Raw genomic sequence first — 14,050 nt, 5'->3', positions numbered from 1 at the left:
GTACCTCCACGATTGAAACTGTCAGGATGAAATCTATGACCCGCAGCAACGTGTGTCAATAAATCGACGACATGACTTTACTCTGACAGGTGACAGGCATCATGCCTGACGTCCGGTTGGGGTATACCCCAACCGGATACATGGGGCCCAGCGCGCAATTTCACGCCGTTACTACCGAAACCCCACTCCGATGGTCGGTACTCGTGGAACACCAAGATCTCGGAGCGTGTTGGCGGCTTGATGCTTCCACCCTGAACTTCAGGATTTCTACAAGGCTATTCTTCTGTCCTTACCCGGTGTGGGGCGGTGGAGAAATGTGCGAGGGTGCCCAGAATGAATATGAAGATGGGAAGATACCAATATTGAAGGTCGCCATCGCCAAGGGGCCAGGCCCAGAAGGATACCGTAGTCGAATAGGTGCGACCAAAAAGAGCACTTAAGAACACGTAGACCACGGGAACGAGACTTTGAAGACGGTATCCGAGAATTGGTGCCGCAATCATTTGGATGCCAATAAATCCGATGGCGTTACGGACTAGTTCCGAGCCGATGACCGATCCTAAGAGTGACGAAAGAATCGCAACTACCACGGTAACGATAATGGGTGTAATTATTAGGATGTAGTCCAGGTTTGAGATCCTTCGTGCGGCGGTTACGTATCCGGGACGTTCACCTGCTTCCAGACTGTACGAGACGGCTATGCCACATGCGAGAGGGAAGATTGCATAAAGTCGAACGCTGCTAAATGGTGATGATGTTCCCATGGATGGGAAAGAAAGTTCGAAATCGATCATCACTATACAAAGCACTATGGCCACAGCTGGCACGGCAAATAGCAGCATTGTTCTGCTGGACTTCAACCACCACCTCACGGCAGCTCAATTGAAACGGAACAGTCCATCAGTGCCGGCAGCGTTGCATTAAACCATTTCCCTTGATCTTTCTCCGACATGGCCAAGATTTTGGTGACAGACCCGGTCATGTCATCGGACCCCCCAACATTTTGCGGGGACACCCCGGTTTCGGGGGCTGCCATCTTATGAATCAGCCAACTGACAATGGTCATGGAAGCATTCTGACGGTCCAGCAATGCTTGCTCATCGCTACAGTATGCGTACCCTGATGGTTGGAGGAAGCCATTGGCTAGGGACTGGATGACAACTTCAGGTGTGCCGCGGAGGCCGATTCCAATACGAAGGCGGTCCGGATTAGTTGCCTCGGCACTCGCTTCGACGACAGGGGGGACAATGGCCCCGGTCGCCCTTAGCGCTTGTAGCGCTGCCGGGATAGTGGCACGTAGGTTGGGGTTATTCTCCTGCTCGGGGTACAGGCAGACTACTGGCTGGCTTCCTTCGCATCTGACATCGGAGGGTGGCCGCGCTGTGGTTGGATACGGGCCAAGTGGAGCTGCGATGGCGACGCTAGCCATGACCGCGATGGTCATCAAAACCAAGGATGAAATGGTGCGGCGAATGACATTGCGTTTGCTGACTTGCATGCCAATCATCGTTGCCCACATTAGAAAAACGATGAAGCAAGAGATATTGAACACGATGGTCGTCGCGACTGCTCGGTAATCCATCGCGTACTGGATTCGACAACAATCCGAGAGGGACAATCCAGCCATATATCGGAGAGGAAAATAGGGTACCGCCCAGGCGAATCCCAGCCATGTGTAGGAGAGTAAAAATACCAGCGGCAGACCAATCGGAAGCGCGGCTACTCGACCAATCAACAATCCCATACCTGAATGTGCTGCAACAACGGCCATAAACGCAACGAAGATCCAGGGATTCGGTGCCCCTGTGGCTCCCCAAGTGTTGCGCGCAGCCAGGAGGAATGCCACGATCTGGATCACGCCACCCAAGGCTAGGGAGGGCCATATTCGTTGCCAGTATATTGACATGCCGGATCTAACTGGTGTGATCTGTGCTTTGGTACCCCTGCGAATTCGCGATCCTTCGATGGCTGCGACAGCAGCACAAATAGGCGCAGAGAGAATGATGAAGATTCCGGAGCTTGAGAGTGTCGCCTCCCAATATCCAGCAAATCTCGTTGGATCAAATGTTGAAAGAACGAAGACGCCGACGAGAACTAAGGATGCCGGCAGCGCCCACAGAGAAGGGCGAGACACCCACGGCAAGACAGGACGGGGCATTAGGCTTCATCTTCAATCAGATCAGCATAGGAATTAGCAACACGCTCTGGAAGCGTTGCTCCGATACTTGACCGATTAATGAAATTCGACACAGCGTCCGAATATACGGCGGAGCCACGGTCCAAGACGGTGATTCGGTCGAACACGTCGTGGACGTCTTCGATTTGATGGGTTGAAACTATGGCATGGACTTCATCGGGGAGATCCAGGAGCAACTTGCGGAATCGATTCCGCTGGTTTGGGTCCAAGCCAGCAGTCGGCTCATCCAAAAGCAGAACTTCAGCTTGATGGACCAAAGCGCCGGCGATCCCCATTCTGCGCAGCTGTCCGCCCGAGAGCGTCTTGACCGCATCGCTACCCTTGTCCAGCAAACCAACGCGTTCAAGTGCTCCATGCGAGTCATCCCAAGCGTCCGCACGATTCATGCCCTTGAGCCAACCGACGTACGCTACGTGCTCACGCACACTAAGTCCCGGAAAGAAGCCCATCTGTTGTGGCAGCCATGCCACAGTCGCCCTGTAGGCTCGTTTTGACCGAGGGCTTGCGGGCGACAAACCATTGAGGGAAATTTTTCCGCGAATGGGACGGAAAACATCGGCGCACAATGATAGCAACGTCGATTTTCCCGCCCCATTCGGTCCCAGCAACACCGTTCTTCCCGACGAGAATTCAAGATTAAGGTCCTCAAAAACCCTGGGCCTATGTCCGTATGAGAATGTACAATTGCTGATCTCAAGCGTCAAGAAATGATTCCGAATCGTGTGTAGGTATGGGTGCTCGGTAGGTAAGAATGAATCTTAGTACCGGATTGTGACCGCTGACACGTTGACCGAGTAGGCGCCAGCGATACCATCGATCGTGTAGTGGAATTGGTCAGAATTGAGACCATGCCCCCAGTTGCTCACGCCGCAGGTATTTGCCCGCGTTCCGATACTGGCATCAGGAAAGATGCCGTGCTCGTCGTACATGTTCAGAGTGACGTTCGTTGCAACTCCTGAGGATGTGCTGCATCCGGAGAAAGTGACAGTCGTGTCGTTGGAATCAACCTGCGAGTCCTGCCAGCTTCGTGAAACTGAAGCCTTTTCCGGCCCCTGACATGCTGGTGTTGATTGTTCCCTCGGCGAATGCGGGTGACACCAAAAACATGCCACTTGACAATGCCATTGCACCCAACGTCATGGATGCCATCATGCGTTTTCTATTCATTTCATTCCCCAGAAGATGATAGTAATGAGCGTCACAGATATTTGAGCGACAGGCTTGACGTTTCCATCCGAGTCGTAAGTAGTCAAGCGTTGCCAGAATTATTAGCCATCCGGACCGTGGTTCAACTATGGATGAGAGGGCCGTCTCACGTGTTTGACACTTTTGAAATCTCTGCTTCGGGTCTGTTGCCTGTTGGTGGCCCAACGACGCCCATCGGTAGCCTGAAGCCGCCAACGAAACAGGGTCCTACAAGCAGATACTCAGATCGCCGACCGCCTCACCATGAAACAGCGCAACGTCCAACACCCGCACCGCTGCATTTGAACCGGTCACGTCATGAATGTCGTGGATAGATTGACCAAAAGGCTAGGTGATTCGCCGAGTCGGTCGTCAAATAGTGGGCTACTTGATACTCGTCCTTGTCACTACACCCGACTGATTTCATGGCCTTGGCCTGTAATCTCGGGGCGTTTCGCCAAAGACAGCCACACCTCAGCGCTGTTAGGTCGAGTCCGGCTCAACAGTGCTGCCGCCAGCCAATAGACGTCCATCTGGTGCACTGACACCCCGGCTCTGGAGAGATCGCAACCAGCCAGCTTGGTAGCTCACCCTTCCACAAGTTTCAGGGACGGCTTAGCGCCAGAATTCCGTGTGACGATCCCCGACCCCGTGTCATCTCTGCCTACCGGACCCAGGTTCAGGTGGGTGGTCATGTCGAGGGTGAAGCGTCCGTAGGGGTTGATGTGTGTCCAGAGCAGCGGGGTGAGCCCCCTGCGGTCTTCGGGCTCGAGCAGTTCGTTGAACTCTGGGACTTCGAGTACGGTTTGCAGCATCAAGGTATTGACCAGGACCAGCGAGGACTGGAGCAGGTGCAGGGCGAGCATGGACACTTCGGTCGTTTCACGGTCAGGACCGGTGAGGTCACGGTTTTTGCCGTAGAAGACAACGTCGTTGCCGCTATTCCAGTTCTCCACCACCTGCAGCCCGGAATTGATCTCTCTGCGGAGGTCTTCGTTGGCGAGGTAGTCTGCGGCGAAGATCGTCCGCACCGCCCTGCCAAGTTCCTCCAGCCCCTGGTAGGTGGGATGTTTCGGGCCTCCCCTGGTGAAACGGCGCAGGATCGTTTCCGACTCGGCGGTGCCGAGCTTGAGGGCGGTGGCGTATTTGACCATCTGGTCATATTGCTGGGCGATGATCTCCCAATTGACCGGACGGGACAGCACCGCATTGATCTCCCCGTAACTTTCTTCATTGCTGGCACGGTAGAGGCGGATGGAGCCGATGTTCTTCAACCGTGGCAGCAGCTTGAAGCCCAGGAGCTCGGTGAACGCGAAGCCCACGATCGAGGCGCCGTGGGTGTCAACGTAGTTCGCTTCAATCTCCGCTTCGGTGTCGTGGCGCAGGACGCCTTCGATCATCGCTGCAACCTCGGACGAGGAGCAGTTCTTCAACTGGCTATAGATGCAGGTCGACTTCTTCTCCACATGCCAGTAGATCATCACGCCGGGGCCGCCGTAGCGGTTGTGCCATTCTGTCATCAGATTCGATTCCCAGGACCCGAACTTCTTCGAATCCGATGCGCACGCGTTCCCTTCACCCCACCAGGCCGGGGTCCTGGCCTCGAACGTCGCGTTGACGACTTTCACGATGGCCCGGCGCAGGTTGTCCTTCGTGATGAAGGTCCGGCGGACATGGCGCAGCTCCCGCTCGCTCTCCCCATGACCCCCGGCATCAGTGACGGCCTTGATGCCCATGTTCGTCCCCAACCCAAAAAGACAGAGCAACAACCTTCGCTGAAGGGTTTCCCGGTCAAGGACCTCGCGGGAGGCGACAGAGACGAATTCCTCGGTAAACCCAGTCAGGAAGTCCGCCTCCTTGAGAACCTCAAGCAAGTCCAGGGTTCCCCACCGCGCCAGGACCTCGTCCTTGAGTTTGCCCAGGTTGGCCGGCTCGTCGAGCTTCTCCAGCTTGGGTACCTTGATCCAAGGCGCCCCGCGGCGTTTGGTAATCGTAACCCCACCGGTGGTATCACCCAGGAGCCCGTTGTCCAGTTGCTCCAGTGACCTGGCCATTCTCAACTTCAGATCGGAAATGAACGCGGCCGGGTCCAATGGCTTGCGCAGGGCCTCATAGTGAAGCTCACGTGAAGCGTCGAAGTCCTGGGGCAGGTCATCTTCGGGGTCACGCCACTTTCCTGCCCCATCGACAAAGACCTCCCGGCGGCGCAAAGCATCCCGTAAAGACACGAGCAGGCAGAGCTCATACGGGATCCGCTCAATCCTGCCCTTCTCATCCCGGAGAGCACCCTCCCCGGACTTGGGCACCACCCCGGCGACCGGAACTACCTCCGTGGCGGCGAAGAACTGGTTTTTACTGCCGGTATCCGCGTACCGTTTCAGCAACTCGATGGCGTCCATGATGGGGCGGAATGCCGTGTTGTGACAGCGGAACCGCAGCACGGACAGCAAGGCCGGCAGCATGCGGCGGTAATGATTCGAATATGAACCTCGCAGCACTGTCCGGACTTTGCCCTGGAACACGGTCTCGTTGGCTTTTGCTTCCTGGATCAGCTGCCGCAGGGTTTTCTCGCTCACCACCGGGAACACGGCCTTCCGGACCGTCTCATCCGGGCATGCGACCGCCGTTTCTGCCAGTTTGAAAAGCAACGCCGTCTTCCCACGGACCCTTTGCAGGTCCCCGGTCAGTTCCTTCTCAACCTTCCGGACGGCACTGGTGTTGATCTTCAGCACCAGCACGAGCAACAGATCCACCAGGCTGTCGGCGATCTCCGCCGTGCGTTGGTGACACAAGGCCGCCAACAACGTCAGCCGCACCGGGGCCGGCGCGCCCCAGAAATCGGATGGATACATCCGCGCGGCCCTGGACCGCCACGTGCTCACGACCTTCTCCGACACTCCGGCGAACAAACCGGAGGGAAGATCTAGGCCCTGAGCTGCTGAAAGCTTCTCCACTTCCGCCAGCAGCGATTCCAAACCAGCCGGGCCCGGGTCAGCCTTCAACACCGACAACAAGGACCCCGCTGTACCGTCAGCTATGAGCGCTTCTAGGCCAGCCGAGCCGTCCGGTCCCAGAACCTTGAGCACGCCAGCACACAGGCGCTGCTCAAATAACGCCCTGCCGGCACCAACAATCCTGCCCGCACGCCCAGGCGGCTCAATCTTCTCTTGACGGCACCGGGACAGCAAAGCCTCAAGAAGCGCAGCTTCACGTACCTCCGACGGGTAAACCCTCTCGGCCAGCCACTCCGCCAGCCGGTCCTCATCGGGCGACGTGAACTCCCGAAATCCAAAGTGAGACCTGATCTCGGCGCGATGGTATTTGATTGATCGCCCGCCCCAATAGGAATCCAGCGCATCGATAGGAACAGAATTCTGCGCGGCAATGTAGCTCAAAGCTCCCAGTGGTAGATCAGCAGGGCCAACCGGGAATCTGGCATGTTGCTGAAAGAACTTCAAAAGTACTGCAAACCCTGCTCGGGTCGCTCCTGACTTCCTAGCCAGCAATGCCACATCATCATCAACCAGCGTCCACGAATCCAGAAGTTCACTCGTCAGCTCAAGTCCCATGCCAGAACTCAACCACACCTAGATTGCCCCTGGCGACACATTCAGGAGTACCGGGCCTTAACTACATCGAGCAGAATCCAGCAACAGGTTACTGACCCAGCTCCACTACTGCCACCGGAAGGTTCTGCCAGCGAGTTGGGCCACTCCCCCGCAATGACAGATGATTGCACCGTGGAGGAATTAATAGAGATCGCGATCGAACGCGGGCTCGACGCTGAACTCGGAGCTGCGCAGATTTGGGCAGCTGCTACGGCCGAGCGGGACCGACTCCCCTCCATACCTCGTGCTGAAGACAAGCTGCCGGGTATTCACCAAGCGTTGAGCCAGACCGGAGCTACGCTACACATTGCACGTAGAGCGACGTCGATCGTCGGGTTCTACCTTCTCGTCCTTGGCCCACGAACCAATTCCTTTGAGGTGCTCTATTTGGCAACCGCGCCCCAAATGTGGGGCGAGGGCATCGCCCGCGCCCTGCTGGCCGACATCCAACATTTCGCATTGGAGCGCGCCGCTTCGCTTGAATTGTGGGTCATTGCGGACAACACCCGAGCCATCACTACCTACACCAGATCGGGTTGGCTGCAGACCTCGGACTCAAAAGTGCGAAATGCGTCAGGCAAGCTTGAACATCGCTTAGAACTGCTGCCCCACTAGCCGTTCCTGCGCCGGCTGCAACCTTCAGCTGGCTAGACTGGCATGCATGATTCAGATCGTTGACGGGCCATCAGCGCCAAGCGGCACGGCTGTTCTCCATGATGCTGTTCGCCCCATTTGGACGTCGGAGGTGATTTCGTGGCTGCTTGGCTCACCGCCCGATGATCGCCAACTAAACGTCCTGGATCTAGGAGCTGGGACTGGTCTAGGAACCCGTGCCCTTGCAACCCTCGGACACTCCGTCACCGCGGTTGATACAGCCGAGGACATGCTCTCGGTGCTCCGCAAAAGCTGTGAACGGCTCCCACCCGTAACTGCGAGTCGAATCACCACTGCCAGCGGCTCTGCGGAAGACATTCCTTTGGACGATCAAAGTGTTGACGCCATTATCTGCCTCCAAGCCTGGCACTGGGTTGACCCTACATTGGCTTTACATGAATGTGATCGTGTGCTGAGGGAAGACGGCATGATGAGTATGGCTTGGCATACTTGGGATCGCAGCAGCGAATGGGTGAAGGAGCTTGCCGCAATCGTGGAGCCGGGCGGTTCTCCTCCCGACCAAACCCGAAGTGTGCCCCGAGAGTTTGCCGGGCGGGGCACCTTTGATCGCAAAGAATTCCCCTTCAATTACGAGCTGTCCCTGGAGCAGCTCATTGGGCTTGCCAGCTCATGGACTTTCGTTTCTCAGAGACCCGATCAAGAAAACGTCCTGGAACGAATACGTTTACTGGGCGAACTGGCCCGGTCACCAGAAACTGGCCTAGTTAGCTTTCCCCACATCACAGCTGCCTTTCGGCTGAGCCAGCCCATAATGGGAGCTATCTCGTGAAACCTATTACTTTGACTGGACAATTGATATGTGGGGGCAGCGATGAGCTCGCAGCAGTCCAGGAGTTCCTACCTCGACATATTGAATTGACGCTTGCCGAATCAGGGTGCATTTCCTTCTCCGTGGAACAAAGCGAGGATCCATGGGTCTGGAATGTCTCCGAGCGTTTCCAAGACGCTAGCGCTTTTGAGTTGCACCAAGCGCGCGTTAAAGCCAGTGATTGGGGACGTGTAACTGCCAAAATCAAACGCAGTTATTCCGTGACTGGCCTGTCTTAGCTTCTAGTCAGATCCTCAGCGAGCATTACGATGATGCCGCTAGGGCCACGGACATAACTGAGTTTGTAAATGTCCTGGTAGTTGGCCACGCCACGAAGCGGGTAGCAGCCGTGACTCGCGGCAATTTTGAGTGCGGCGTCGATATCGTCAACAGAGAAAGCAACGCGATGCATGCCGATTTCGTTGGGCAGCGTGGGCTCAGTTTGAATGGCGTCAGGGTGAATGTACTCGAAGAGCTCAATCCGACCGGTGCCATCTGGTGTTTGGAGCATCGCGATTTTGGCATGGTTGTCATCTAGTCCGACGGCGGTGTCGGCCCAATCTCCACTGACTGTGTCCCGACCTACGAGGGTCAGTCCAAGGTCGGTAAAGAAGGCGATAGTCGCGTCGAGGTCCTGTACGGCGATACCGACGTTCTCGAGTTTTATGGGCATAGGCGGCACTGTATCAAGTGAAGAGCGACGGCGGGAGTCGTTTTCTGTTGATCAGCAATCAGAACGCGCATCCTCGGCCCGCTCATAGACGCCCAGGACAATACTAGATTCGGTGCGATTCTCGAGCGCCGAGGCTAGGCAGGACTTGGCGTTGCGCTGGCCCCGATAGTCGGAATCGACTGCTAGTTCATGCACCACCACTGTATTGCTCGGAGCCAAGACCATATTCTCGATCCGAACATCCGTGGTGATCATCGCTGAGAGAGCCGTCCGCCAACAAGAGCAAGCAGGCCTGGGCCCAGTCGGCTATCTCAGCCAGTGAATCCGAGTCCTCATAATATGGTGCAACAGAGAACGCTGCACTGAACACCGCCGCAACCTCCACCCAAACTGACTGGGGTGCTACGCCGTCGGACGTCTCATAGACGGGCTGCAGCTCGAGGGGAGCATCAAGCATCCCTAAATCCTAGTGGTGCCTCCTAGCTCGGGCGGCAAACTCGTCAAGGGCGCCCACAGTATCCTTCGCTAACCAAATGCGATTGCGCTTTCCGGTTGAGATTTGGCTCAGGATACCAGCGTCAACCAGGCGGTTGATGGCGACTTGGGCGTTGACGGTCGAGATACCAAGTTGAGTTGCGGCAGCAGCACTGTCAAGAACTGGCTGGCGAAGCAGTATGCCCAGGAGTCGGTGAGCTGAGGAATCTCGCCGCGCCTGAATGAGATCGCTCCAGCCGCGCTGGATGGTTTCAAGGTCCGCCACGAGAGTGCGGCCATTGTGCACCGCCGCAAACGAGGCCTCGGCAATAGAGCGGACAATCGGTGCAATATCCCCTGTGCGGTAAGCGCTCAAGGCATCAAAGTAACGGCCTGTGTCCTGGAGCAAACCTGCGGAGACTGGAATTGCCACATTGCGTGTTAGCTGCCCTCCGCGCAACATCGCCTGGATGAGCGCGCGGCCCACCCTGCCATTGCCATCGGGGAACGGGTGGATTGTTTCGAATTGGGCATGGGCAATCGCCGTCTGAGCAAGAACAGGGAGGTCTACGCGATTGGAGAACAGCACGAAGTCGTCCATCAGTTCAGCAACACGGTCGTGATGGGGTGGGACGAATTGGGCTGTATGCGGACCCAGACTCCCGCCGCCTATCCACACCTGCTGTTGGCGCCAGTGACCGACGATGTCGGGGCGACTTTCCTCGAGCAATGCGCGGTGTATTTCCAAGATCGCCGGGCCGTCAATGGTTTCGGCCAGGTTCAGGGCAGCTTGCATGGCTCTGACGTTGCCCACGATCAGCTGCGCATTCCGCGATGAATGGGCCCCGAGCTCTGCCAAGGCGATCTGCCGCGCTCCGCTGCTTAAGTTCTCAATTTCTGAGCTGGACGCACTTTCGGTGCGTAGGAGAATCGATGCGAACGGCGCCGCAACTTGTCCAACCTCTGCATCGAATCGGGCGAGTTCGCTAGCGGCCTCTTCCGTCAGTGCCTGTAGCTCGCCATCGAGATGGAATCTCAGATCGGCAATGAAGGGTGGCACCGCAGCCAGGTACGGCCCAGTGGTGGGGCGCTTCTGCGTTCGTGAGCCGTACGCGTCTTGAAGGCTCTGCCAGGGACGTTCTTCATAGCCCAGCGATGGCCAGGGAGCGTCGATTTTATCCGTTGGCATGAGTCAATCATAGCAATGCTTAGTTTGATATCCATTGCTATGGCGAATCTCTATTCCCAATTGTGCCGTGAACCAATCCCACTCCCCTGACGTATCTCTGGATGAAGGCAACTTTTGCCCGCATCAACCCGCATCAACAGGGAAGCGTGGGTCACCTCATGAGTGCACCGATTCCACAACGCCACAATCCTCTCAATACCACCCTGCGACTAGTGGTTCCTGCAGCGCTATCCCTTAACGCTGTGGTGCACCTGCAACTTGCTCCGTATTATCAAGAAGCCATCCCCGGTGGCATTGGGCAAGGAAACTTGTTCCGCATTGAGGCCGCAGCGGCAATACTCGCGGGCTTGTACGTTCTGATCCGTGGCAGCCGCCCTGCCTATGCAACAGCACTAGTGGTGGCTGGCGGTGGCCTCGTTGCCGTCCTGGTCTACCGCTACATCGATGTTCCGGCTTTGGGTCCCTTCCCTGCCATGTATGAGCCCGTTTGGTTCTTTCAAAAATCACTCAGCGCCGTTGCCCAAGCAGCGGGTGCCGCCCTGGCCGCCGTCGGACTTTTCAGGCTTCGCCACAGCAAGTAAACACCGCGCCGATAAACAGTTTCTGGCCAGCTGAACTATCCGGGCCCATACTGCGTATTAGCGGCAGGAGGATTGGATGCATCTGGATCAGCAGCAGGCACTGCGCGAGTTGCACGGCGACTATGCCCAGTTGCTCTGGCGCTTTGTGATGCGGCTGGTGCATGACCGGGCGCAGGCAGAGGACGTGGTCCAAGAAACCCTGCTGCGTGCCTGGCAGCATCCAGAGGTTTTGGCGCGGGAACCCAACGCTCTGCGGGCCTGGTTGTTCACCGTGGCCCGGAATCTGGTGATTGACGACTGGCGCAGCGCCCGCCATCGGCACGAGTTTGGCACGGCCCAGCCGCCCGAAACCCCCGACGATGATCAGAGCGAAAGGATTCTAGACGCCTGGCTGGTGGGTGACGCCCTGGCCACCCTCACCCCGGAGCATCGTGAGGTGATCCGGCAGGCGTACTACGGCGGCAAGGACACAACGTCGATCGCGGCGGCACTGGAGATCCCTGAGGGAACCGTCAAACCCCGGCTGCACTACGGCTTGCGGGCGCTGCGTCTGGCACTTGAAGAAAGAGGGGTGAGCGGCTGATGGATGCCTCGGATCCTTATGCGCTCTGGGATGCGGCCTACGTGCTCGGCTCCCTGCCCGCGGCCCAGCGCCGTGAATATGAGCAGCATCTTTCAGGCTGTTCGACGTGCCAGCATCAGGTGGCGGCGTTGTCCGGGATGCAAACTTTGCTGGCGCTCTGCCGTGCTGAAAATGCTGCCGCAGCAGCGCCGGCAGATGACGCGCCGTCGCCCGTAGTTGCGCCGCTCTATGCCGGATTGGCCGCGCATCTTGCCCGCAGGCGTCGCCGCTTTACCTTGGCTGCGGCAGCCGCTTCCATCATCTTGGCAGGTACGACGGCGGCCATCACCACCGGGATTAACTCCGGTACCACTCCCCCGTCGTCGGCTGTCAGTAGTGCCTCCTCGAGCGTGCCTCTCGCGTTCGTCGGTACCTCGCCGCGTGGACTTACCGCGACGGGTACGCTGTCCAGTTATCCTTGGGGCACGCAAATTAGTTGGCACTGCAACTACGCTCAGGGAGCTGCGTACGCAGGTGATCCGGCGGGCCAGGATTATGTGCTGGTGATGGTGTCTGCCGCCGGGGCGGAGACCACCGTGGCTAGTTGGACGGCCGGCCCAGGCAGTGAGGTGACACCCGCCGCAGCAACTGCCACCCCGGCGCAATCTATCGCACGGCTGGATATCCGGGACAGCAGCGGGGCCACGCTGCTCAGCGCGGCCCCGTAAGGTCTGCCGGTTCACCTCCCGCAGGAACCAGAGAGGTTGTGACTCTAGTATCCGCTGCCGATCTGTGCCGGAGCGGATGTGAGCGCCGGGGTTGGAGTGACTGTCGGGGCATGGGTGACCTTGGCGCCGTCGGCCCCGATGACCCACCAAATTCCACCGTAACCTTGGCCCGAGACATCCCCGGGATTCTTGTCTGCTGCATAGGTGTACAGGGGTAGGCCGTTGAGCGTGACTTGCGCGGCGCCGTCGACCCCTGTGATGGTACCGACGGTTCCGGTGACTCCAGTGATGGTGGGCACCATGCTACTGGTACTGACCGCCGGCCACAGGCTGGCGCAGGGGCCCGAACAGGTGCTGGCCTTCTCTTGGGGTGTGTCGTGATCGAAGAAGTAGACAGTCATTCCGGCCCCGTTGACCAACACCTTGCCCAAGGTGGTGCTCGCCGTATGAAGATCGCTGGTGGTCGAGGCGGGGTTGGGGCTTGTGTCATGTGAACCTGCCGGAGCGGTGGAGCTGCCGCAGGCAGTCAGGAGTGCCAGTGGCAGTGCCAGTGCTAAGGCTCTGACGGCAATCCAAAGTCTGGTGTGAGATTTCATGGGAGGCTCCCGTGGCCGATGTGACGTGGCTGGTGGAACCAGGACGGTTCCATATCCAGCAAACGGCACAGCGGCACCGAGGGTTCACCGCCGTCGAATATTTCTGGCAGCGGGTCACGAAAATATCCAGCAGCGGTTCCGTGGGTTATGGCGCGAACTGTACCGCAGCTGTCTCCACCGTTGACGCTGTCCGACCCGGAGCCTTCTGATTGTCCCAATTCTGATTGTCCCAATACAGGTTGGTATGAACAATGACCAGCTCCGGGGACGGCGCACCCCAATCGGTGAGGTCTGCTCCTGTATGAGCGTCACTGACCAGCGTGACATCATAGCCCCGGGCGAAGGCTCCGTGGATGGTGGAGCGAATGCACATATCGGTCTGAGCCCCGGCGACGACGAGCTTTCCGACGCCCTTGTGTGCCAGCACCTCTTCCAGAGCAGTGCCTTCGAAGGAATCTCCATACATCTTCGGAACCAGCGGCTCGCTTTCCAGCCGGACGAGTTCTGGGACGTAGTGCCAACCCTCGCTGCCCGGGACCAGCTCGGCGTCCGAGTGCTGCACCCACACCACGGCAGTTCCGGCCGAACGTGCCTTGTCAACGAGGGATTTAATATTGGCAATGACCGCTTCGGAATTGTAGCTCTCGGCCATCACGTCATTTTGAACATCGATCACAAGCAGCGCCGTATTCGGTCGATTACTGAGCGTTGTCAAGGGAAATCATCTCCTGCGTGGTTGAGTTTCACGTCCCCAAAAACACACTACGCGGTTGG

Annotated in this window: 14 protein-coding genes; 6 read left to right on the top strand and 8 right to left on the bottom strand. The window is 57.7% G+C overall.

Annotation, left to right across the window (positions count from 1 at the left end; genetic code table 11):
* Window positions 1–868: 868 nt before the first annotated feature.
* The 3 genes from AB0O97_RS05110 to AB0O97_RS05100 form a co-directional block, all read right to left on the bottom strand.
* A complete protein-coding gene (locus AB0O97_RS05110) occupies window positions 869–1,858 on the bottom strand; it encodes a hypothetical protein (protein WP_363880679.1) in 990 nt (329 codons plus the stop codon).
* Between the two features lie 299 nt (window positions 1,859–2,157).
* A complete protein-coding gene (locus tag AB0O97_RS05105) occupies window positions 2,158–2,901 on the bottom strand; it encodes an ATP-binding cassette domain-containing protein (protein WP_363880675.1) in 744 nt (247 codons plus the stop codon).
* A 1,068-nt stretch (window positions 2,902–3,969) separates the two neighbouring features.
* The gene (locus tag AB0O97_RS05100; RefSeq protein WP_363880672.1) at window positions 3,970–6,951 is read right to left on the bottom strand and encodes a Tn3 family transposase; all 2,982 of its coding nucleotides are present in this window, start codon (window positions 6,949–6,951) and stop codon (window positions 3,970–3,972) included.
* Between the two features lie 171 nt (window positions 6,952–7,122).
* Between AB0O97_RS05100 and AB0O97_RS05095 the strand changes: the two genes are divergently transcribed.
* The 3 genes from AB0O97_RS05095 to AB0O97_RS05085 are packed head-to-tail and all read left to right on the top strand — an operon-like array spanning window position 7,123 to window position 8,712.
* The gene (locus AB0O97_RS05095; protein ID WP_363880669.1) at window positions 7,123–7,605 is read left to right on the top strand and encodes a GNAT family N-acetyltransferase; all 483 of its coding nucleotides are present in this window, start codon (window positions 7,123–7,125) and stop codon (window positions 7,603–7,605) included.
* Between the two features lie 46 nt (window positions 7,606–7,651).
* A complete protein-coding gene (locus tag AB0O97_RS05090; RefSeq protein WP_363880666.1) occupies window positions 7,652–8,434 on the top strand; it encodes a class I SAM-dependent methyltransferase in 783 nt (260 codons plus the stop codon).
* On the top strand, window positions 8,431–8,712 hold the full coding sequence (locus AB0O97_RS05085; protein ID WP_363880663.1) for an antibiotic biosynthesis monooxygenase: 282 nt from the start codon (window positions 8,431–8,433) through the stop codon (window positions 8,710–8,712). The genes AB0O97_RS05090 and AB0O97_RS05085 overlap by 4 nt, the downstream gene beginning before the upstream one ends.
* On the opposite strand, the gene AB0O97_RS05080 is transcribed toward AB0O97_RS05085, so the two are convergent.
* The 3 genes from AB0O97_RS05080 to AB0O97_RS05070 all read right to left on the bottom strand — a co-directional run bounded on the left by AB0O97_RS05080 (window position 8,709) and on the right by AB0O97_RS05070 (window position 10,809).
* Entirely contained in the window at window positions 8,709–9,146 is a 438-nt protein-coding gene (locus AB0O97_RS05080) for a VOC family protein (protein WP_363880660.1), read from the bottom strand. The two genes, AB0O97_RS05085 and AB0O97_RS05080, sit on opposite strands and share 4 nt — an antisense overlap.
* A 51-nt stretch (window positions 9,147–9,197) precedes the next feature.
* The gene (locus AB0O97_RS05075) at window positions 9,198–9,365 is read right to left on the bottom strand and encodes a hypothetical protein (RefSeq protein WP_363880657.1); all 168 of its coding nucleotides are present in this window, start codon (window positions 9,363–9,365) and stop codon (window positions 9,198–9,200) included.
* A gap of 247 nt (window positions 9,366–9,612) precedes the next feature.
* Window positions 9,613–10,809, bottom strand: coding sequence for a Fic family protein (locus AB0O97_RS05070; protein ID WP_363880654.1), 1,197 nt, complete (start codon window positions 10,807–10,809; stop codon window positions 9,613–9,615).
* 101 nt (window positions 10,810–10,910) lie between these two features.
* Between AB0O97_RS05070 and AB0O97_RS05065 the strand changes: the two genes are divergently transcribed.
* From AB0O97_RS05065 to AB0O97_RS05055, 3 genes are all read left to right on the top strand, one after another.
* Window positions 10,911–11,390, top strand: a complete 480-nt coding sequence (locus tag AB0O97_RS05065; RefSeq protein WP_363880651.1) for a hypothetical protein — start codon at window positions 10,911–10,913, stop codon at window positions 11,388–11,390.
* Between the two features lie 76 nt (window positions 11,391–11,466).
* Complete coding sequence (locus tag AB0O97_RS05060) at window positions 11,467–11,973, top strand: sigma-70 family RNA polymerase sigma factor (RefSeq protein ID WP_363880648.1); 507 nt, start codon at window positions 11,467–11,469, stop codon at window positions 11,971–11,973.
* Entirely contained in the window at window positions 11,973–12,680 is a 708-nt protein-coding gene (locus AB0O97_RS05055; protein ID WP_363880645.1) for a zf-HC2 domain-containing protein, read from the top strand. The genes AB0O97_RS05060 and AB0O97_RS05055 overlap by 1 nt, the downstream gene beginning before the upstream one ends.
* 44 nt (window positions 12,681–12,724) lie before the next feature.
* On the opposite strand, the gene AB0O97_RS05050 is transcribed toward AB0O97_RS05055, so the two are convergent.
* Complete coding sequence (locus AB0O97_RS05050) at window positions 12,725–13,276, bottom strand: hypothetical protein (RefSeq protein ID WP_363840706.1); 552 nt, start codon at window positions 13,274–13,276, stop codon at window positions 12,725–12,727.
* 145 nt (window positions 13,277–13,421) lie between these two features.
* Window positions 13,422–13,952, bottom strand: a complete 531-nt coding sequence (locus tag AB0O97_RS05045) for a cysteine hydrolase family protein (protein WP_363880698.1) — start codon at window positions 13,950–13,952, stop codon at window positions 13,422–13,424.
* Window positions 13,953–14,050 lie beyond the last annotated feature (98 nt).

This window comes from Specibacter sp. NPDC078692 (assembly GCF_040686835.1).
Taxonomy (GTDB): domain Bacteria; phylum Actinomycetota; class Actinomycetes; order Actinomycetales; family Micrococcaceae; genus Specibacter.
Note: the sequence above shows the minus strand (reverse complement) of the source record. Positions and strands in the feature narration are given on the sequence as shown.